At 55.3% G+C, this 19,704-nt stretch carries 22 protein-coding genes; 14 read left to right on the forward strand and 8 right to left on the reverse strand.

Features of this window, described 5'->3' with window-relative positions; translation table 11 throughout:
- Positions 1-36 precede the first annotated feature (36 nt).
- From nikR to E8D52_09280, 3 genes are all read left to right on the forward strand, one after another.
- Entirely contained in the window at positions 37-453 is a 417-nt protein-coding gene (gene nikR, locus E8D52_09270) for a nickel-responsive transcriptional regulator NikR (protein ID TKB69148.1), read from the forward strand.
- Between the two features lie 10 nt (positions 454-463).
- Positions 464-2,530 carry a TonB-dependent receptor gene (locus E8D52_09275; GenBank protein TKB69149.1) on the forward strand — a complete coding sequence of 689 codons (2,067 nt, stop codon included), beginning with the start codon at positions 464-466 and terminating at the stop codon, positions 2,528-2,530.
- 89 nt (positions 2,531-2,619) lie between these two features.
- Positions 2,620-3,165, forward strand: a complete 546-nt coding sequence (locus E8D52_09280; protein TKB69150.1) for a DNA-3-methyladenine glycosylase — start codon at positions 2,620-2,622, stop codon at positions 3,163-3,165.
- 92 nt (positions 3,166-3,257) lie between these two features.
- Here the strand turns inward: E8D52_09280 and E8D52_09285 are convergent, their stop codons facing one another.
- The 8 genes from E8D52_09285 to E8D52_09320 form a co-directional block, all read right to left on the reverse strand.
- Positions 3,258-3,623 (reverse strand): hypothetical protein, encoded by a 366-nt coding sequence (locus E8D52_09285; GenBank protein TKB69151.1) that lies wholly within the window; start codon positions 3,621-3,623, stop codon positions 3,258-3,260.
- A 197-nt stretch (positions 3,624-3,820) separates the two neighbouring features.
- Positions 3,821-5,647, reverse strand: a complete 1,827-nt coding sequence (locus tag E8D52_09290; protein ID TKB69152.1) for a GAF domain-containing protein — start codon at positions 5,645-5,647, stop codon at positions 3,821-3,823.
- Between the two features lie 81 nt (positions 5,648-5,728).
- Positions 5,729-6,220, reverse strand: coding sequence for a hypothetical protein (locus E8D52_09295; GenBank protein ID TKB69153.1), 492 nt, complete (start codon positions 6,218-6,220; stop codon positions 5,729-5,731).
- Between the two features lie 111 nt (positions 6,221-6,331).
- Positions 6,332-7,885 (reverse strand): hypothetical protein, encoded by a 1,554-nt coding sequence (locus tag E8D52_09300; protein TKB69154.1) that lies wholly within the window; start codon positions 7,883-7,885, stop codon positions 6,332-6,334.
- A gap of 288 nt (positions 7,886-8,173) precedes the next feature.
- Positions 8,174-8,632 (reverse strand): phage holin family protein, encoded by a 459-nt coding sequence (locus E8D52_09305; GenBank protein ID TKB69155.1) that lies wholly within the window; start codon positions 8,630-8,632, stop codon positions 8,174-8,176.
- Between the two features lie 3 nt (positions 8,633-8,635).
- Entirely contained in the window at positions 8,636-8,980 is a 345-nt protein-coding gene (locus tag E8D52_09310; protein TKB69156.1) for a hypothetical protein, read from the reverse strand.
- A gap of 135 nt (positions 8,981-9,115) precedes the next feature.
- On the reverse strand, positions 9,116-9,925 hold the full coding sequence (locus tag E8D52_09315) for a carotenoid biosynthesis protein (protein TKB69157.1): 810 nt from the start codon (positions 9,923-9,925) through the stop codon (positions 9,116-9,118).
- A 95-nt stretch (positions 9,926-10,020) separates the two neighbouring features.
- A complete protein-coding gene (locus E8D52_09320; GenBank protein TKB69158.1) occupies positions 10,021-10,911 on the reverse strand; it encodes a polyprenyl synthetase family protein in 891 nt (296 codons plus the stop codon).
- A 578-nt stretch (positions 10,912-11,489) separates the two neighbouring features.
- Here E8D52_09320 and E8D52_09325 point away from each other — a divergent pair.
- The 11 genes from E8D52_09325 (at position 11,490) to E8D52_09375 (ending at position 19,702) form a co-directional block, all read left to right on the forward strand.
- Positions 11,490-11,960, forward strand: a complete 471-nt coding sequence (locus tag E8D52_09325; protein ID TKB69159.1) for an AP2 domain-containing protein — start codon at positions 11,490-11,492, stop codon at positions 11,958-11,960.
- 266 nt (positions 11,961-12,226) lie between these two features.
- Positions 12,227-12,517, forward strand: coding sequence for a hypothetical protein (locus E8D52_09330; GenBank protein ID TKB69160.1), 291 nt, complete (start codon positions 12,227-12,229; stop codon positions 12,515-12,517).
- Between the two features lie 644 nt (positions 12,518-13,161).
- Positions 13,162-13,767, forward strand: a complete 606-nt coding sequence (locus E8D52_09335; GenBank protein TKB69161.1) for a hypothetical protein — start codon at positions 13,162-13,164, stop codon at positions 13,765-13,767.
- Between the two features lie 82 nt (positions 13,768-13,849).
- Positions 13,850-14,506: a hypothetical protein gene (locus E8D52_09340; GenBank protein ID TKB69162.1), complete on the forward strand. Its 657-nt coding sequence runs from the start codon at positions 13,850-13,852 to the stop codon at positions 14,504-14,506.
- Between the two features lie 81 nt (positions 14,507-14,587).
- Complete coding sequence (locus E8D52_09345; protein ID TKB69163.1) at positions 14,588-15,649, forward strand: hypothetical protein; 1,062 nt, start codon at positions 14,588-14,590, stop codon at positions 15,647-15,649.
- A 259-nt stretch (positions 15,650-15,908) separates the two neighbouring features.
- Complete coding sequence (locus tag E8D52_09350; protein TKB69164.1) at positions 15,909-17,015, forward strand: DUF2914 domain-containing protein; 1,107 nt, start codon at positions 15,909-15,911, stop codon at positions 17,013-17,015.
- Positions 17,016-17,024: 9 nt separating this feature from the next.
- Positions 17,025-17,432, forward strand: coding sequence for a hypothetical protein (locus E8D52_09355; GenBank protein ID TKB69165.1), 408 nt, complete (start codon positions 17,025-17,027; stop codon positions 17,430-17,432).
- The gene (locus tag E8D52_09360) at positions 17,429-17,791 is read left to right on the forward strand and encodes a DUF1499 domain-containing protein (protein ID TKB69166.1); all 363 of its coding nucleotides are present in this window, start codon (positions 17,429-17,431) and stop codon (positions 17,789-17,791) included. Before E8D52_09355 ends, E8D52_09360 begins: the two co-directional genes overlap by 4 nt.
- Before the next feature lie 41 nt (positions 17,792-17,832).
- A complete protein-coding gene (locus tag E8D52_09365; protein TKB69167.1) occupies positions 17,833-18,183 on the forward strand; it encodes a PilZ domain-containing protein in 351 nt (116 codons plus the stop codon).
- A 649-nt stretch (positions 18,184-18,832) separates the two neighbouring features.
- Positions 18,833-19,273: an S-adenosylmethionine decarboxylase gene (locus E8D52_09370; protein TKB69168.1), complete on the forward strand. Its 441-nt coding sequence runs from the start codon at positions 18,833-18,835 to the stop codon at positions 19,271-19,273.
- Between the two features lie 90 nt (positions 19,274-19,363).
- Complete coding sequence (locus E8D52_09375; GenBank protein TKB69169.1) at positions 19,364-19,702, forward strand: SCP2 sterol-binding domain-containing protein; 339 nt, start codon at positions 19,364-19,366, stop codon at positions 19,700-19,702.
- Positions 19,703-19,704: the final 2 nt, after the last annotated feature.

A 19,704-nucleotide genomic window follows, 5' to 3' on the forward strand; every position in this document is an offset into this window, starting at 1 on the left:
AAACCTATTTCATGCTACGAATGAAAGGGAGGCGGTATGGACGAGTTGGTCCGGTTTGGCGTGTCATTGGATCAGCGTCTCTTGGCGGAGTTCGACCGTCATATCAGGCGGAAGCATTACACGAATCGTTCGGAGGCACTCCGTGATCTGATTCGTAATAATTTGGTCGGAGATGAGTGGGATGACGATAAGGAGACGGTCGGCACCATTACGTTTGTGTACGACCATCATGTGCGAGACCTCACGAGCAAGTTGACCGATATTCAGCATGATTATCACGGGCAGATTCTTTCAGGGATGCATGTGCATCTCGATCACAATCATTGCCTTGAAGTGCTGGTGGTGAAAGGCAAGGGGACGGAGATCAAGAAAGTGGCGGACGCATTGGTGTCGGTCAAGGGTGTGAAGCACGGGAAGTTGACGATGACCACGACGGGAAAATCTCTTCGCTAACAGTGTTCCAATGAAACCTCTATTGAGCAAGCGATGGTTGTTCGTGACCTTGTGGGTGTGCCTGGTGTCAGCCCTCTATTGGGGAGACAGTGCATCTGCGCATGATCCCGACGAGCCTGAGCTGGAAGTGCCGGAAGTCGCTGTGCTTGGTGAAAAACCGGTGGCGGCGTCCTCTCAACAATTCATCCCCGACAAAGAGATTCTCTTGCAACCTCAAGGCCGCCCTGCGCAGATCCTTCGGCTGATCCCCGGCTTTGTGGCCGTGGAACATTCCGGTGGCGCGGGGAAGGCCGATCAATATTTCCTTCGCGGCTTCGATGCAGATCATGGGACTGACGTGGGCTTCTTCCTCGATGGGATGCCGATCAATCTGCGAACCCATGCGCATGGACAAGGCTACACGGACCTCAATTTCATTATCCCAGAGACGATCGAGGGGGTCGATGTGCACAAGGGCTCTTACTTACCGGAGTACGGAGATTTTGCGACAGCGGGAGCCGTGAATTTTCGGACACGCAACATGGTGAAAGAAGGAGTCATTCAGGGAACGGGTGGGGAATATAGCACGCAGCGGTACCTGCTCATGTTCTCTCCGACGAAGGACCGCGTGCGTACCTTATTTGCGGCGGAGGGATTCTATACGAACGGTCCGTACCTCAACGATAATCAATATTATCGGACCAATCTATTGGGCAAAGTTACGACGAATCTGACCGGAAGAGACGAGGTGAGTTTCAAGGCCACCTTCCTCCATTCCAAGTGGGATGGTTCCGGTGAAATTCCATTTCGTGCCGTGAGTGCCGGTCTTCTGGACCGGTTCGGTTCCATCAATCCGTATGAGGGAGGCAACACACTCCGAACGACGGGGAACTTGAACTATCACTATGACACCACCACAGGTGGTCAGTTGTTTGCCAACGCGTACGGCCAATACTATCGACTCGATCTGTTCACGGATTTTACATTCTTCCTCAATGATCCGGTCAATGGTGATGGTTTTGCCCAGTTCGATCGCCGGGCTATCTATGGTGGCGACCTTGGCTTCAAGCAGCGGATCGAACTACTGGGCCTGCCGATCGTTGGGACGGTGGGGTTTCAGACAAGAGTCGACGATGTTCATACAAAGTTGGGGACTCAGACTCTGCGGACTCCGACCGGGATCACGATAGACAGTGATGCCCGTAGCATATCCTATTCCCCTTTCGTCAAGGCCGAAGTCCAGCCGTTTTCCTGGCTGAGGCTTTCTGGAGGGGTGCGAGGGGAGTTTTTCACATTTGATGTGAGCAACCGTTGTACGACATGTGCTGAGCAACCAGACGGTCGAAAAGGGTCCGGCATTGTCCTTCCGAAGATGAGCATGATTTTGGGGCCTTGGGCCAGGACTGAGTTCTTCGTCAACTACGGCGAAGGGTTCCACAGCAATGACGCCCGATCAGCGGTGGCCATCGGAGCCTCTCCGCTAGCGAGGGCGAGAAGCTACGAGGTCGGGGTTCGCTCAAGACCATGGGGCCCGGAGGGGCTTGAGTTGATCGCAACAGTATGGCGACTGGATCTCAAGTCGGAACTTGTCCTGGTCGGTGACGAAGGGACGACGGAGATACGCGGAGCCACTAGGCGTCAGGGCGTAGAGGTGGCTGCCCGAGGCAAGGTGTGGGGCCCGCTCTATATCAACGGCAGTTTTACCTGGACTCATGCGGAATTCCGCAATGGAGACGCGATTCCATTGGCGCCTGAGTATACCGCCTACGGAGCAGCCATCCTACAATGGCCGGAAGGGCTCACGTCTCAACTGCAAGCCACGTATCTTGGTGTTCGGCCGCTCATCGAGGATCGGAGCATCACGTCGCCCTCGTGGATCACATTCGATCTCTCGGAGCGGTACCGTGTGCCGGTCAAGTTGCCGCATGGACGGTTGGAAGCATTTCTGTTCGTCCAAAATCTGTTCAATACCAAGTGGGAGCAGGCGATCTTTGCGTTCGAATCGCGGCTCCGCAATGAGGCGACTGGAGTGAACGATATTCACTTCGTGCCGGGCAATCCGCGGACGGTGATGGCAGGAGTCGCGTGGTACTTTTGAACTGCCGAATGGGTTATGTTGCATGGCGAATCGCTGAGGTGAACGCATCACTCTGAACATGCGCCAGCGACGCACAGGCATCACTGATCATGACGATATCGAAGACTCTCCCGCGAACGTTTTTCAACCGTCCTACGCTGGCCGTGGCTCGGTCGCTGATCGGCAAGTACGTGGTGCGTGAGAACGGAAAGGGGACCGTTACTGGGAGAATCATTGAAGTGGAGGCCTATGTCGGCTCGCAGGACAAGGCCTGTCATGCGTCAAAAGGGAGGACGGCAAGGACGGAGGTGCTGTTCGGCCCTCCAGGGATATCCTATGTGTACCTGATCTACGGCATGTACCACATGCTGAACGTGGTCACGGAGCGGGCTGAATTTCCAGCTGCTGTGTTGATCCGGGCGATTGAGGTCGACGGCGGATTGATCGATGGTCCTGGGAAGCTCTGCCGTGAGCTAGAGATTGATCGGTCGTTGCATCGACTCGACCTGACGCATGGCAGCCAACTTTGGTTCGAGGATCGAGGTGAACGGGTTTCGCGTACACAGGTCGGAACGTTCCCTAGAATCGGTGTCGACTATGCAGGGGCCTGGGCAAAAAAGCCGTGGCGGTTTAGATTGCTTGAGAGCGGGGCATAGGGGGCAAGGAAGACTTGTGATCCAGTGAGACAACAAAAAGGGGAAGTCCGGTTTTCTCGGACTTCCCCTTTTCATATGTGGCGAATCTGTCGTTAGTCGATTTTACGATCACCGGTAATTTTGGTTGCAGAGGTCACCGGTGGAGCAATGGTGATCTGAGGTCCTTGGACATTTGGAAGTCTGCCGGCACCCTGCCCTTCCGTGATACGCTCATTATCGGTTTTCATCAGTTTTTGTTCCGCGTTCTTGACCGAATCTGCGGATTTCAGTAGTGAGGAGGTTCCGTACGCATCCGATTGGCCTGGATCGTTTGCTGTTGGTTGGCCGGTCACGGGGCTGCCGGAGTTCTTCATCGGATAACCGTCATGTTTGGGGAGCAGCGCCGGATTGGCTGCTGCCATGGAAATTCCCAATAGGACTGCGGAGGCTGTTGCAACTGCAGCGGTCACGAGTTTCATACCCATTCTCCCTTTGAGCTATGACAATGGATAAACATCAATCAGCGTATTCAGTTTGGATGACTCTATCTGAGGCGTGAATCATAACGATGGAGGGTCATTCTGTCAAACGGGTGAGATATGACGGACGGTGTCTCTCGAATCCCATCGTGTTGTGATGAACCGTGGGTGGTGAAAGTGAGAAAAGGACGGATGTATTAGCTCGGTCGACGAGTGGGACGGCGTCCACGCCCACGGTGTCGAAAGGCTGGTCCTCGGCTGACACCAGGCAGACGGATGGTGACGGTCGTGCCCTCGCCGGTCGCGCTTCCGATCGCAATGGACCCACCGTGTTCTTCGATGATTTTCTTCACGCTGGGGAGACCGAGGCCAATACCTGAGCTCTTCGTGGTGAAAAAGGGTTCGAAGACTTTGTCGACGATTTCAGCGGGAATCGGAACCCCATCGTTCTTAATGAGAATCTGAACTTCAAACCCCCGTCCGGCACGATGCTGTGAAACCTGGATATGGAGGTGGCCGCCGGGAGACATGGCCTCACACGCATTCCTGAAAATGCTCAAGAACGTCTGTTGGAGCTTGGCTTCATCGCCGCGCACCGGCGCAATGATAGTAGCGTAGTCTTTGGTGACCTGAATACGAGTCGCTTCCAGGTCGGTTCCGACCACCACGAGGGCGCTTTCGAGTACTTCCGGAATGCGGCAGAGATGGCGATTTAGTTCGAGCGGCTTGGCGAAGTCGAGAATCTCATTGAGGATCGCCTCAATCCGGATCAAGTCGCGCATGGCATTCTCAACCCGTGTCTGAGGGTCGAAGTCGAGGATCCCTTCACCGGTCACTTCTTCGAGTTGCGAGCGAATGGATGCGAGCGGCTCGCGAATTTCCGTCGCCAAGAATGCGCTGAATTCCCCGATCGCAGCCTGACGTTCTTGCTTTCGAATGATCGGCTCAGACGGGACGGCTGTGGGTGACCATGGGCCCGTGGTCCCGTCGAGGTCCGTCGTCGGAGCAGGAGCGGCAGCCTGCGGCGCCGGTGCCTGTAAGAGCTCCGCGAGTTTAAGAATAATGGGCTCCAGTGTGCGGGCATCGGTCGTCTGATATCGTTGTGGATCCTTCGATCCCAGCGTAAACGTCCCACCGACCTGGCCTTTGACGAAGAAGGGGATGACAAGTGACGACTGAAACCGGTCCTTGAAGAGATGTTTGTGATCGAGAAAGCGACCTTGCGTAGACGCCAGATCATGATCCACGCGTGGTTTACGATGGCGGACGGCCCATCCCGCCGCCGAACTGTCGAGCGTCAAGCGTTGACCGGGTTTTAAATCTTTCTTGGCGTCTTTGGGGTCGAGTTTCACATCGCCGGCAGATCCCAAGACCTCGACATTGCCCGCCAGCGGATCGTAGCAGCACGCCCAGGCCCGATCATAGGCCACATATTCATGCGCGTCGGCCAACACCGACTCGATCTTTTCTTGGAGTTCGGGTGAAAAGTGCTTGGCCATCGGTGGAAACAAGTCCGCTCCGGTTTGTTGAGGAGGACTCGGCTCCTGGGTGACGTAAGAACGACTCAACATCACGCTGGTGTTGAAGAGTCCTTCGCGGTCCAGTGTCTTGGTCATGCCGTCGCACATCTGCTCCAGCTGAGATTTGTCCTTTTTGGAGAACGCGGCGTTCTCCTTCCGTCCGATGACCAGGCACCCGTACACGGTATTGACATGGCGAAGCGGAATGATCAGCAGAGATTTCGCCCCGGGGGTGATCACCCGCAGGCGGATGGCACGCCCACCGTCAGGGTCTTGGGTTGTCGGAGTCAAGGCGGCGGCACGTTGCGTCGAGAGCGTGCGGAGAATAGCTTGGACATCTCTCGGTGTGAATCCGCGCGACGCATGCTCAACAAGCGGGCCATTTTCTTGGTGGAAGATGGCCGCCATTGCGGCATCCGTGCCGATGTCGTTCAACGCGGCATTCAACGTCCGTTGAAGAAGCGTTTCCGGGGCCGGTTTGGTTTGAGCAGGTACAGTAGTCATACGTTCAACTTTGAACCGAGGTATTGTAGCGGGAACGTTTATGAATAGCTACTCTCTCCATGAACGTGGGCAGACTGACGATCAATCCCTCGGCATTTTGTCGGGGTCGAGTTCAACCAATCGCAACCGCCCATTGGCGATGTGGTCGGTTTTATAGATCCGCTCGCCAATCTGGATGGTTCCGATCAGAAGATTGCCGGTGATGACGAAGGTGAAGTCGCCTTGGACAGGAGGCTTGAAGGTCCCGCGAATGACGGCGGTGTTGTTGATACGGGAGACCGAGGAGCTGACGTCCAGTTCAGGGTTGGTATTGTCGAAGAGCTCGATGGTGATTCTAGGAAGCGGTCTGGCTCCTGCATCCTTTAGAATCTGGAGGAGTGGGTCGTCGAGTGTGATCTCTCGTTCGCGAAGCATCCACGGCTTTCGTGGCATCGGTGGTTGGCCAGCGGAGGGAGACGTCAGGACGGAGTGCCACAAGCCTTTTGGTATCGGGGGCTCATCAGCCCACGCAAGCTGGCCAATACTAATCCCCACGACTACAGCGAGGAGAACATAACTGAATCGGTAAATCACAGAATCGTCATTCCGAGCTAGCCTCACAAGCCGCTCATTCTATCAAACGTGAGATCTCGATGCGATCATGACAGGGAGGACCGGAAGCCGGCCCTCCCTCTGTCGTAATAGTTAAGGGAGAGCTCTACGAGACTTTCCACGAGAATCGTTACCTGATTTATCGTCTGAGTCATCATCCGAGTCGCTATCCGAATCCTCATCCGAATCATCGCGCGACTTTGCCCGGAAATCTTTCACGTCGTCGGGAGTTGCGGCGGCGGAAGTTGCGGTTCCTGTGCGCCAGGCCGCAATGACGTTCCGGACCTCGTTCATGGAGCGGGCATTGTCCGCGGAGTTTGTCGGGTTGATCCTGTGATCGATCCCGGCTGGACGGCCGTTGATCAAGATCTTTGGGTTTGAGAAATACTTCACGCGCGGACAGGAGACATTGGGACAGGCGTAGGCCATTATCGTTCGGAATTTTCCGATGGGGTCCCGATATCCATATGAGTAGGCAAAGACACCGGTGCCGCCGCTCGCGCGATCATGGGCATCCCCCATATTATGTCCCAGTTCATGCGTGAGGGTGTTATTCGCTACGCAATCGCGATCTGTCACGCTGAATGCATAACTGGCAAAGCTGGCTCGTGGTCCATTGGCCATGACATAGGCGATGCCGCAATAAGGCCCGCCGTTGTCCACGATCATCGCGACCATGTCGGCCTTATATTGATTGCGCAATTGATGAACTTGATCCAGGAAACCATCGTTCGTTCTTTGTAAACGGGTCAGATCGGTGCTCATGTTGCCTGTTTCGGCATAGGCCACCTCGGCAGCGCGGACTAGCCGAAGTTGCATCGCAATCTGGCTGTTCCGGTAGGCTTGATTGGCCAAATCGACGCCTAGTGTAATCAGCGCATTCATGGCAGCCTGGCCACCCTGCTTGGTTCGTGCCGTGGAGGTGTAGACGACTAACAGGTCGACGACAGTGTTCGTCGGCGCTGCTGCGGTGGTCACGGCGTCGGTCGCGGCAGCCGAACGGGCATCGGGCTGCTGGAGGTTGGGTTCTGGGGCGGGAGGTTCTTCCGGAGTGCCATCATCGGGCACCACGAGTGGGTGGTGATCCGGCCGCATGGCATCTTCGTCAATTTCGACAAGACGATGGCGGTTGTGCTCAGCTGGCTCGATTTTGTAGAGACGCTGACCCGAGGTAATCGTTCCGACCATCTTGGTGCCGCGTACCGCTAAGGTGACGTCGCTGTCCTGTTCACCTCGCACCCGCCCGCGCCACACCTTCGCCTTATTGCGATGTATTTCTGGTTCATCGAGCTCTAGCGTCCGTGTGCCGGCATCGAAGAGGTCCAGTGAGATATCCTGTTTCGAATCTTTTCGGGCGAGTTTCATGGCTTCCAATGCAGCGGGATTGAGCCCCAGAGAGCGGTGGCGACGTATCCATTGTTTGGACATCTCAGGTGAGGAAAATGCCTGGTCAATCGCCGGGGGGATACCGTTCGGGGTTTCAACAAAGAGCGGGACCGGCGAAGGCGTCGATGCGCAGATCCCGGCAGTGGGGAGGCCGAGTGCTGCAATGCTCAGGCATAGTGCCATCGTGCGTGAACGAGCGAACGAGAGACGATCTGTTGTACGACCTCTTGGTGACTGTCGAATGGCCAAAGATGGCTCCATGTAGCCCTCCCTCTGTATAAATGAGTGATAGTGTACGGACAGCAAGAGGCATACCTCTCAATCGGGATAACAGCTCCTCCTGGTCAAGAGATCAGATCATCCACAGTATCAAGCGCTTTCAACGTAGACACGCAGGGTTCACAGATGAGTAGGAATGAAAATTGTGTGGCAGGGTGTAAACATGAAGGGTGTGACCTACGCAGAAAATCATATGGTCATTGAATGCTTTCACCAGAGCGATCGACGGGAATCCTGTCATTTGCGTGTTTCTGGAGAATCGCGGATGGCTCAATCCGGATTGATAATTTTGGGAGGGCGTCGCGGTTCGTCAGGAACCTCTGCGAGAGGACGACGATCGACGGTCCATCTGTTGAGGATGGTGGTGACCAAGCTGATGATAAGCGCCCCACCGGCAGCAGGCCAGAACCCTGAGACGGTAAACCCCTTGACTAGGAACGCGGTCAAACCCAGCAACAAGGCGTTCAAGACCACGAGAAAGAGGCCGAGTGTAAACACGATTAATGGCAACGCGAGCAGCAAGAGAATAGGGCGCAGGATCACATTCAAGACCGTCAGGATCAGCACGGCGGCAATGCCGGCCGTCAGACTGTCTGCTTCCAGGCCGGGGACGATCGAGATCGCCAAGAAGACCGCGATTCCTGTGATGAGAATACGCATGAGCGCATGGCGTACTCCTCCGTGGAACGGTGATTCTTGGACAGTTCTCGAAAAACGAATCGTTGGCATCGATTACCGAGGGGCTGGAGTGTTCCTGATTGGTGAATAATGCACGACAGTCGCCATAACCTTCTTGTTCTTCTCATCTTTCGACGCTTCAATAATGACACGGTCGCCTACAGCGGGTGGGTCGAGTGATTTCGGGTTGCTTTTGTTCTTATATTTCACCTGCTTGGTGAGCAGAACCGACACAATCGGCCCTTTGGTAGTTTTCACTTCAAGATGTTTCGCATCGATCAAGGTCACAATGCCGAGCACGTGCAGGAGTTCTGGGCCTTTGCCCAAAACCACAGGGGAGAGCCACAAGGACGTGAGCAGGAGCACGATGACGGTGATGAAGTTGAAATGTTTCGCCATAACGAAGTCTATCAAGCGTATGGGTCGCGAGATGAGGCTCTGCGGCAGTTTAGGATTGCACCACCGTCTCTTCTCTCCATAACCACAGGAGACGTTATCTCACTATACAAATTCTTCAGCGTGAATACCACCGTACTATTTGGTGAGGTGGTATTGCCGAACGTGAGAAAGGCGGGCAACGAGTAGGACGAAGATAGGGAGATGCATGAGCAAGCCACACAGGCCCATGAACGTTTCGCCGATCCAAAATGTCATGCTGAGATTGAAGGCCAAGACTCCATAATATAGCCCGACTCCTAGCAATAGCCGCTGAGTGAGTAGCTGGGGTGGCGAGGGAGGGGTGAGGCGTCGGTCCAGCGGGAAATAGATAGCTAGTGAAATGAGTCCCACCACCGCCCAGCCGATGTAGTTGGCCACGGGAACACCGAAATGCCAGCCCGGGTCGGGGTAATAGTAGATTTTGCCCAAGAACCAACGATCGCCGCGTAGGGCGACCGGATCAATCACTATATCGACAAAGGCGAAGAGGAACGTGGTGAGGGCATAGACACCCCAACTCGTTCGCATACTGAGATCGAAGTTCAGCTGCCGTAGCGGAAAACTGGCATCTGTTGGCGATAATGGAAGTGGCAGCAGCAGCCCGAGCGCGACGCAGTAGGAAGCAAACAGCAGGAAGCTGAACGAGATGGAATCCATGAACGGCACGTCGAAAAAATAGAGTTCCTGACCGACCGTTGAGCCATTGTAGAAGTACCAGCCGAAGGGGATGCCGGTTCGCGTGGACGAGAATTCACAGACGAACGCCGTTGCCCAGCTGATGAGCCAGAAGCGCCAGGTGCGTGGCCAGCCAATCAGTTTGATCGCGGAGAAAAGAAATGCGGCCAGAAAAAGAAAGACATAGGGGCGAAGGACAATCGTCTTAATAAAGAGGTCAAAGACTTCCATCAAGTTTTAGGCTGTGAGTTCTTAATGGGGCAGCAATAGCGGTGCCGACAAGCGAACAGGCGTCATGATTTTGCAAGACCTGTCAGCAGGGAGCCTCAGTTCTTGCGGCTTGTGATATACCGCGCGATTTCGCGCAAAGGATCGGCGGAAGGACCGAACGATGACAGGCGATTGATGGCGCGGGTCACACAGTCGTCGGCCAGTTTTTTCGCCCCATCCACGCCGTAGAACGTCGGGTAGGTTTTTTTCCCGCGCTCAGCATCGGTGTTGGGATTCTTCCCCAGCTCTTCCCTGGTGCCGGTCACATTCAGCACGTCATCGGCGATTTGAAAGGCCAACCCGATGTCTTCAGCATAGCCGGTCATGTCATCAAGCTGCCGGTCGCTTGCTCCAGCGGCAATGGCGCCCATGCGGACCGCAGCGCGCATGAGCATGCCGGTCTTGTGCTTATGAATGTTCTGAAGGGTTGGGAGATCGATGTCCTTATTTTCAGCTTGGATATCGAACACCTGGCCACCCACCATGCCAATGTTGCCGGAGCCAAAAGACAATTCTTGAATGATGCGGACTTGCCGCACCGGATCGCAGCCCTTCATGAGATCTGGCCGGCTAACCAGGTCGAAGGCCATTGTGAGCAGGGCATCCCCGGAAAGGATGGCCATCGCCTCGCCATAGACTTTGTGATTCGTTGGTTTTCCCCGGCGAAAGTCATCGTTATCCATAGAAGGCAGATCGTCGTGGATCAGGGAATAGGTATGAATGAGTTCCAGCGAGCAGGCGACCGCCATAAGGCCAGGCGGTGTCTGGTCTAATGCTTCTGCCGCGGCGATTGTGAGTATGGGCCGTACCCGCTTCCCGCCTGCCATCAGGCTATAACGCATGCTCTCATGCAGCGTCGTTGGTGGCACCGCGGTCGGCGGGGCCACAAAGTCGAGAAAACGGTCAACCTCAATGCGTTTCTGTTCCAGATAATCTGCAATGTTCATGAAATTGTGCTCTCGTTGCGAAACTGGCCTCACTCGCGCGGAGAGTAACAAACGATTAAAGATGAGTCAAACGGGGTGGGAGAGGGAACTCGTGGTCTCCTGTGCTAGCACACCGCGCATGCGGGGGAGAGGTGTTTATCCCGTCGCCAAGATCATTGCAATAGGCTCCGGGTCGAATAAGTTCTGTTTGGTGGGCGGTGCATGCACGTAGTTATGAGACAATGCGGGTTATGTAAAAGGAATCAGGGGTGGGTGATCGTCATGTGCCCGAGGGTGAATCTTGACGGTATCACTGGATCAGAGGAAAATGCGTCGTGTTTCACCATGTGTTGGTCCAACAGGAATGGGTGCCGTTATCGCTGATCGCAGTAGGGATGATTGTGGCGCATGATTCCGACGAATTATTGGCGAGTCACGGATTAGTCGAAGATCCGGCTCTTGTATGGATGGGCTAAACATTATTTGGGCGACGCGTTGCGTCACTCAAACAGTTTCGCGGTAAGCGCTCGTAGTACGAACCGCGACGCGTGTCTCGAACCAGCGGCTGTACAACCTTTGGTTGCTCCACGCCGCCGTGAATGCTTTACAATATGCCCGCTTTCCGCAACATTATCCGCGTCGATCATGAGGCAAGCCGAACCCATGCGTGGCGGGTCACGGTGCAGCGACACAACGATATCGTCGTGAAGACGTTCTCCGATGCAATGCATGGAGGGAAAGGCAAGGCATTGAAGGCGGCTAAGGCCTATCGAGGTGAACTGCTTCGGCGATACTCAGCCTACGTCCATGCCATATGGGTCCGTACTCGTCTTCGTCGGAACAATACATCGGGTATTCCAGGCGTCGGCAGATACGAACAAGTGGACAATGCAACGACCGGGTCCGTTCGTGTCTTTTGGTTGGCCTCCTGGGTCGACGAACAAGGCGACAGTCGTAAGCGCAAGTTCATGGTGTCTCACTACGGAGAACGCCAGGCTAAGCGTCTTGCCGTCGCAGAACGTGAGCGTCAACTGAACCTCGTCTGTGCCACGAAGAGTGGCCGTCTATGATGTCCGACCCTATCGCCCAACGCATGATGGGGAGTGTTCTATTCGCCGTACTCATGAGCGTTTCCGCTACAATCGCCCAGATTGTATTCACCTCATGAATCTCTTTCGATGCACGCGCCTGCGATCGGAAGATGTGCGTAACAGGTGTATTCATAGAGGGAATAGGGGCGCGTCTTGCAATCAAACAGGACCATGGCACACTCTTGCGCTCTGCGCCTCACGCTTGCTTGTTTTTCCCGCGATCGCCCCGCTATACTCCTGCTCTTATGAGTATTCGAAAAGGCGGCGGGGAATGGGAGCCGATGTTGCTCGGGGTCGAGGCCAGGCTTTGCCGGGTGTGCCAGGACAATCTCTATCGGGACAAAACGATGCTCCGAGGAGGCTGGTCTCGCTGCACGCTCTGTGACGAATTCGTCCATTACAGTTGCCTCGCCAGTGGAAAAGTCTCCTTTCTGAAAGCCCGGCCACGGGTGTGCAAAACCTGTCGTTCGGTTCAGGAGGGGACAGTCGCTCCTTCTTTGAAGAAGGATGGGCCTCCTGTGGCAGTTCCGTCATGAATTCCTGTTCGTCGTCTCGTCCTGCGCCCTTGCGCCTGGGACGGTTCAGTGTCTTCTCCAACGCCATTCAGCGTGTGAAGGTCCTGTTGGTCTTGCTGGCCGGCATCGGGCAAAAGCGGTTCTGCTCTCCTTCCGTGTGATCACGATGCCCGGTCAGCTGAACATTGATGCGCAAACCGTAAGCCGCGTGACGGCTGATTGAAACCATTATGGCGCAGGTTATCCGAAGTGGGGCCTTTCTTCAGCAGTGTTGGTCTGTGCACCCTCTGTGTGTGACCGCTAAGCGAATGACAGATGAGAACGCGTTGGTTCTCATCTGCAGTTCATGCAAGTCGGCTCACTATCTGACGGTCGCTACAGTCACGTCGCACGCTGCCTCGGCCCAACACATAGCGGGAGCAGGCACTTCACGAGACGAGCCGCCGGGTGAAGAGTTCCTCAAGGCTTGTGTTGCAACTCATCATGCCTCTTTAACGCTCCGTGAGATGGATGTCTTTCAGGATCTGGTGCGGCTGCGTTGTGCCGACTGCCGGCGACTATACGAACTGAGGGTTTCGGCGTTTGAAACACGCTATAAGTAATCGGGAGCTGAGAGGAAGAGAGTATCTTCCCTTCACATCCCTGCCATGATGTCCCACGCTACTGTGTTCACCGATGACGAGACTGTGCTGCTGGCCGACGCACAGTTCTTTCGGAAGAAAGCTGCGATCACGACAAAAATACGAGCCATGCTTGAGGCCACGCATGACGCATTGCAGAATGAGCTGGCAGGTCTGTCGCTTGTCGCCCCTCCTGATTTCAATCCACACCTCCATCAGCTGGTCAAAGGCGAGCATCTGGAAGATTTCCCGTATCAATATCTGGATTGTCCTAAACACTTCTCCGGCGGGAACACGTTCACGTTCCGGACGCTGGTTTGGTGGGGACATCATGTGGCCTATGCGCTCTTGCTGGAAGGCTCGGAGATCGGGCGATACAAGCGCCAGCTACTCGGTCGATTTCATCAGCTCGCCGGCAAAGACCTCGAAATTTCGCTGGCCCCATCGTTATGGGAGTGGAAATGCGGGGAGGGCTATACGCTGCCGATCACTCATGACCGGAAGGCCCAGATTGCTGCCGTGCTGGCTGAACGGTCGTTTCTGAAGGTCGTTCGCTGTGTGCCTTTGGGTGATCCTCGAGTACAGGAGGGTCAGTTGGCTCAGCTGGCGTGCGAAACCTTTCGGGCACTGTTTCCCCTCGTCACCCCGTAACTTATTTATCCTAATTGTCTCCGGCACCAAACTTGGGTAGACTGGGCCGCCACTCTTTTTGACCTTTGACCGGGAGGAGCCTGTGAAGCAATCGTCATTGCGTGTTGTGGGCTGTGCCATCATGATGGCGACCATGCTGGCCGGCTGTAGGGGAACCGGAGAGGTGCGGTATCTGGATTTGCGTGAGAAGCCGCCGATGGTGCAGGTGACCGACATCGAGCCGGTCAAGATCGTCATTGAACCGTTTGACGATCGACGGGCAGACAAGAGCCGTGTGGGCACGCGCACGCATCTCTGGGGCGGCACCACGCAGTTCGATGTGTTGGGTGATCGGCCTGCAGGCGCGATCACGCAGCGACTCGCCGATCGCTTAAAAACTCGCGGGTGGCGAGATCGGGTGTGGAATGTGCGTGTGGCTCCGGTCGGGTCTGCCACGGATGCTGATATTATCATCAGCGGGCAGGTGCAGGATTTTTCCGTGACCGTGAAGAGCCGCGTCTTGTCCACCGTCATTGATACCAGCAGCCGGTTGACGGTTCAGGCTCGGAATCTCGTCGACCGAAGCACCACCATTCGTACCATTGAAGGGGGTCGGAGTCGAACGGTGTTCTGGTTCAATGAAGATGACGTGCGTGAACAACTGGCGGCGACTTTGAAAGACGGACTGGATCGGCTGATCGCCGACACGACGATCGACAACAAGGCGTTGCGCCCAGCGCGCCGCCTCCTGCAAGAGTGAACTATTGTGACGCAGTCGTGAGAGGCGCTGTGCGCCTGAGCGGTGACGGCACCCGCAATCTATTGTCAAGGATCCTCCAGAGTGCGTGAGCGGCGATGGGAAACGACGGCACCACTAACCTTCGGTCAGGCGCTTGCCGTCGGGGACCGACTCGCCACGCTCGGGCTCAAGTCGGTCTCGCCTGCCAGCGACGTGATCTGCTACGTGGAGGAATGGGCTGTCGAGTCCGCTGATGACTTCGATCAGCTAGATCCCTGGGCGACGGAAGATGTCACGCTGGTGCATATGCGTGAGCAGTGGCGCGGCGACTTTTTCCTTCTGTCTGGAGCCTATCATACGGTCTACGAGCGCTTTCAGGATATCGGCACCTACTGCTCTATCAGCCATCCGTGGCGCATCCGAGACGTGCTGCGGTTTCATGAGCAACGTGGCATGTTCTGGATCGGGTTCCGGCATGCGCACTCATTCATCCGGATCCGCCTTCAAACGCAGGAGGTCATCACGCCAGGTGAAACACGTGGTGATATCGAACGGGCTCGCTGGTTGGACGAGCGGCGCGCCGCATTTCTGGAAGCCATCGCTATCGTGAATGTGCCGGTTGAAACCTCTGTCGAAAAGAATGCGGTGGTGCTCAAGTCGGCTGATACGTCTGTTCCATTTTTCTGCTCCTGGCCCGATGCGTTTGGTCCCTGCCAGTTCGAGTACAACACGTCCGATGCATTTGAGTTCCTGGTGCCGGCCAGCAAGCTCGCGGAGACATTCGGCCCGGAACCGGCCGGTGTTCGAGCCTATCTGACAGGGTTTTCCGAAGCGGCACTGACGGAATTCCAGCAGATCGAGCCTGGAGCACGGCTTGCCTATCGGTGCTCAGTGCATTGTCCATTGGATGATCTCCCCGAAGTGCTGCAGGCGATTCAACCGCACGGCCTTCTGTACGCCACGCTCTGTGAATTTCAGACACAGGAGCTCTTGCCCGAATCGGACGATGCCTCCGCGATCATTGGCATTGTCGGGGTCAACGGACAGTTCAAGATCGAAGTGCGTCTCAATCAGGCACCCCTTCCCGAAGAAGCGATGGCGCCCTGGTTGGAACGGGTGATCGGTCATCCCGTTGCCTACGCTCCGTTGCCCGCATTTGTGTGACAGGATGCTGAACAAGGCCTCCAACGTTCTTCATCGCCTCGAAAAAATCTTCAATGGACCCCAGAGGGTATGCCTCCAATAATGTTCTTGTCCGCGGCCTCGCTTGGGATAAGGCGCGTCTTGGCGCGCCGGGGTAGGGCGGGTTGATGAACGACGACTGTTTTGAGCATCCCGAGAATCCGTCTTCGACATGGTGTGGGTTGCCGCACGATTCGGCATGTGCGTTGAATAATCAAACAAGATTTCGCACAGGAGCGGCATGAGGCCCCTGGTAAAGATTCAGTCCGTTCTCGCCAAACCGTTCATGCCGGCCGTGTTTTTTCTCTCGGGTGTGACCTATGACACGCTGACGCTTACACGGATCGACCGGTTGCTCGATAATTTGATCTTGCTGCTCTATCTGGTCTTGCTCGGTGCGTTAATCGTTTTGACCGGACGAGTGGGTGTCGCTGCGGTAGAGGGTGACGAGCAGGCCAGTACTCCGGGCCTAGTCCAGAAGCTGGTCCAGGCCAGGCCCTACTATCCAATGGCCATGCAGTTTCTCTTGGGCGGCCTGTTCAGCGCCTATACCATTTTCTATTCGAAAAGCGCCACGTTCACCGGTACCGCGGTCTTCTTTGCCCTGCTGATTCTGCTCTTGGTGGCCAATGAGTTTTTGCGTGACCGACTGTCAAATCTGCGATTGTTGATCAGTCTCTATGCGGTAGTCTGTTTTGCGTTCTTCACGTTCTTTTTGCCCGTCATCACTGGCGTCATGAATGCGGCGATTTTTGTGATTGGGGCCATCGTGAGTGTCGTGGTGACGTTGCGCGTGGCTCAGCTGATCTATCGGAATAATCTCGATCGATCGCGACGTGAAGCCATTGGGGTGGCGGTTCCTGCCGCGGCACTGATCGGCATGCTGGTCGGATTCTACTTTCTGAATTGGATTCCGCCCGTGCCGCTCGCGATGAAGTTCGGCGGGATGTATCATGAGGTTAAGCGAACCGGTGACCAGTTTGAATTGTCGTTTGAGAAGCGGTGGTATCAAGTCTGGAAACGTTCAGATACGACCTTCCCGGAAAATGAGCCGATCTATTGCTTCACCGCTGTGTTTGCGCCGGTTGATCTCCACACCACGATCTATCACCACTGGTACTACCGTCCGAACGACAGCCGACCGTTTACACATGCGGACAAAATCCCGCTCAAGATCTCAGGTGGACGCGAGGGCGGGTATCGGGCATACAGCTTCAAGCAGGGCCTGGATCCAGGCGATTGGCGAGTCGATATCGAAGCGGCCGACGGCCGTATCCTCGGACGGGTGTCAGTGACCGTTGAGGGCCAACGTGAAACAAATCCGAGGTTGGCAACCCTGTCCTATTGACCGTTGATCATGAAACAGTTGAGTGGTCTCACGTTACTTGAAGAGCGGGAAGGGGATGGACGCGTAGTTCAGATAGCCGACCGTGTCGTCTATAACGTGCGGCTCTACCTGAACAAGGGAGATGAGGTACTACTCAATGAGAAACAGGTGGAGTATGTGCCGAAAGAGAAGATCCGGATCCAGGACGGCGTCACGCTGATCGATCGTACTGTCACACTCGGTCGTCGTGAAGTGATGGCCGGCATCGAGCATGGGTTGATTGGCATGAAAGTCGGCGGCTATCGGAAGGTGCGCATTAGCCCCCATTTGGCCTATCGGGACAAAGGTCTTCCGGAGCTCATTCCGCCGGATGCGGTGCTGGTGGTGGAGATTTGGTTGCGGGCGGTGCTGGAAGCGAGTACAGTGCGGGCCCAATGAGCCAGCGGACTCTTCCTCCTTGCCCCTCCAGCCCCAACTGCGTGTCGACTCAGGCGACCGATACGCAGCATGCCATTGCGCCTCTCCAGTACAAGAAGGCTCGGGCAGAAGCAAAAGAGGCCTTGAAAGCGGCCATTGCGACCTTGCTGCGGATAACGCTGGTTGAAGAGGACGAGGCGTATCTCCATTACGAGTTCACCAGTCTGCTACTCCGCTTCGTCGATGATGTAGAGTTTCTCTTTGATGAAACCACGAAGACAGTTCACTTTCGGTCGGCTTCCCGCACGGGCCACAGCGATCTTGGTGTCAACCGCAAACGGATGGAACAGGTACGAGCTCTGGTGGCCGGGAAGATCTAGCTATTTCGCCAATTGTCTTTGGTACGCCCTATCCTCCTGTTATGATTTCGGCGACAGGAGGCTCATGTATGGGATTTAAGCGCAAGCAATCACGGGTGCTGAGTGGGCGTATCGGCAGGTTGCAACGAGGAACTCTCGTGGTCTCTTGTACAGTGGTCGATGTCAGCGATTCGGGTGTGCAACTTGAAAGCCGTTTGGTAGTGAAGCCAGGGGAGATCGTACAACTTTTGATCGAGTGTGGAAAAGAGGAGACTCTCACGTGTGAGGTAGAGGTCGTACATGTGCGTGCGCCAAAGATAGGCGCAAAAATCACGTCGATCACCCCCGAGAATCAAGCACGGTTCGCCCGCATGCTTGACGATGATGTGCAGAACGCATTTACGCGACATTAAGTGTGGCGGGCCGCTTATTTCCGCGACATCATTCGATCGAGTGCCTCATTTAAGCCAGCCACAGTAGAGTACTCGCCCTGACTCCATAGGTGAGTTCAGAAGACTTGTCCTTTTCCCCTCCTCTCGTTGCTCGCAAAACATCCGTAATCCATTGATGTTATGCCTTTCTCTCATTCTTGTCTGGGAGAGGACGCAACGCTGTGCCAGTTGGTTCACCTGTCACTATAGTCTGGGTGGCTTGGAAGGGTTCCCAGGAGTGAGGTGGGGCTATTCGTGAAGAACCGGGTTAGTGGGCTGGTGTCTGAGGCTTCAGTCCCAGCCGGCGCGTATGTTGGAAAACGCACTTAGGGCAGGTGTAATGAATGAATTGGTTGCCGCCCACGAGCCGCTTCCGCATAAGCACCTTGCACCACGTGCAGAGGCGTTCGGGTAGCTCGATTCGAGGTGTGTCTCGGATGAGGTCTGGAGAGGATGACATAGGAGGTATTGTCCCTGAGAGATGAAACCTTGTCAACCGATTGATAGGGCTTTTTCACCAGAGCCGAAAATTTTTCCACCCCTTCACATGCGAGAGAAACAAATCATGGTATAGTTCACGCATGGTAGTCTTCATGTGCTCAACCTCCTTACAGAAAGGGCACCCCCCTCTATGAGTACCTCGGCTAGTTCCGAGTCCACAATCTTACCATCCAACGCCCCTGCGGCTGCTGCCCGACCAGTTCAAGACATGGTGGGAAGCGGTAAGGCATGGGGACTTTGCACCGCCGTTGACCTCCACGATTGCAATCCCAAACTTATCCGAGATGCGGACTATATCAAGCGCTACGTTGTTGAGCTGTGTGAGCTCATCGACATGAAGCGTTTTGGTGAATGTCAGGTCGTCGATTTTGGCGATGGACCTGTGGCCGGCTACTCCATGGTGCAGTTGATCTCCACCTCGTTGATCAGCGGCCATTTCGCGAACGAAACCAATCACGCCTACCTCGACATTTTCAGTTGCAAGGGGTATGACCCCGCAGTGGTCGAGTCGTTCTCGAAGGAGTTTTTCGGTGCCAGTCGGAGTGTTGCGACCGCCACACTCCGGTACTAAACCCTTCTTTTGTGTTGACCGTGCTTCGGGGGCGTGAGCATAGCGCCCCCGAAGGCTTTAACCATTTGTTGCCATAGGTATTGTCTTCACATGAAAGCCACGACTGTCAGAGAGGTGTTCGACTCCCTCCCATCAAAACTTGATCAGGATGCCGCTGAGGATCTTGAGGCTGTCTACCAGTTCGACCTCCGTGGCAACCAAGGCGGTCAGTACCATCTGCTGGTGCACAATGGGACCTGCATCGTGAAGGATGGAACGCATGCCGATCCGCATGTGACTCTCTCGATGACTGGAGAGGATTGCATTGGGATCCTGAACGGGCATCTCAGCGGAATGACGATGGCGATGTCGGGGCGTTTGCAGATTGCCGGGGATATCGGACTGGCTATGCAGCTGAAGTCCTTGTTCCCAAACATTGTCGAGCGTTAACG

The sequence above is a fragment of the Nitrospira sp. genome (assembly GCA_005116745.1).
Taxonomy (GTDB): Bacteria; Nitrospirota; Nitrospiria; order Nitrospirales; family Nitrospiraceae; genus Nitrospira_D.

What these genes read in the sequence shown, in the direction of transcription:
- nikR (TKB69148.1), top strand. Translation starts at nt 37, where the DNA reads ATGGACGAGTTGGTCCGGTTTGGCGTGTCATTGGATCAGCGTCTCTTG.
- E8D52_09275 (TKB69149.1), top strand. Translation starts at nt 464, where the DNA reads ATGAAACCTCTATTGAGCAAGCGATGGTTGTTCGTGACCTTGTGGGTG.
- E8D52_09280 (TKB69150.1), top strand. Translation starts at nt 2,620, where the DNA reads ATGACGATATCGAAGACTCTCCCGCGAACGTTTTTCAACCGTCCTACG.
- E8D52_09285 (TKB69151.1), bottom strand. Translation starts at nt 3,623, where the DNA reads ATGAAACTCGTGACCGCTGCAGTTGCAACAGCCTCCGCAGTCCTATTG.
- E8D52_09290 (TKB69152.1), bottom strand. Translation starts at nt 5,647, where the DNA reads ATGACTACTGTACCTGCTCAAACCAAACCGGCCCCGGAAACGCTTCTT.
- E8D52_09300 (TKB69154.1), bottom strand. Translation starts at nt 7,885, where the DNA reads ATGGAGCCATCTTTGGCCATTCGACAGTCACCAAGAGGTCGTACAACA.
- E8D52_09305 (TKB69155.1), bottom strand. Translation starts at nt 8,632, where the DNA reads ATGCCAACGATTCGTTTTTCGAGAACTGTCCAAGAATCACCGTTCCAC.
- E8D52_09310 (TKB69156.1), bottom strand. Translation starts at nt 8,980, where the DNA reads ATGGCGAAACATTTCAACTTCATCACCGTCATCGTGCTCCTGCTCACG.
- E8D52_09315 (TKB69157.1), bottom strand. Translation starts at nt 9,925, where the DNA reads ATGGAAGTCTTTGACCTCTTTATTAAGACGATTGTCCTTCGCCCCTAT.
- E8D52_09320 (TKB69158.1), bottom strand. Translation starts at nt 10,911, where the DNA reads ATGAACATTGCAGATTATCTGGAACAGAAACGCATTGAGGTTGACCGT.
- E8D52_09325 (TKB69159.1), top strand. Translation starts at nt 11,490, where the DNA reads ATGCTTTACAATATGCCCGCTTTCCGCAACATTATCCGCGTCGATCAT.
- E8D52_09330 (TKB69160.1), top strand. Translation starts at nt 12,227, where the DNA reads ATGAGTATTCGAAAAGGCGGCGGGGAATGGGAGCCGATGTTGCTCGGG.
- E8D52_09350 (TKB69164.1), top strand. Translation starts at nt 15,909, where the DNA reads ATGAGGCCCCTGGTAAAGATTCAGTCCGTTCTCGCCAAACCGTTCATG.
- E8D52_09355 (TKB69165.1), top strand. Translation starts at nt 17,025, where the DNA reads ATGAAACAGTTGAGTGGTCTCACGTTACTTGAAGAGCGGGAAGGGGAT.
- E8D52_09360 (TKB69166.1), top strand. Translation starts at nt 17,429, where the DNA reads ATGAGCCAGCGGACTCTTCCTCCTTGCCCCTCCAGCCCCAACTGCGTG.
- E8D52_09365 (TKB69167.1), top strand. Translation starts at nt 17,833, where the DNA reads ATGATTTCGGCGACAGGAGGCTCATGTATGGGATTTAAGCGCAAGCAA.
- E8D52_09370 (TKB69168.1), top strand. Translation starts at nt 18,833, where the DNA reads ATGAGTACCTCGGCTAGTTCCGAGTCCACAATCTTACCATCCAACGCC.
- E8D52_09375 (TKB69169.1), top strand. Translation starts at nt 19,364, where the DNA reads ATGAAAGCCACGACTGTCAGAGAGGTGTTCGACTCCCTCCCATCAAAA.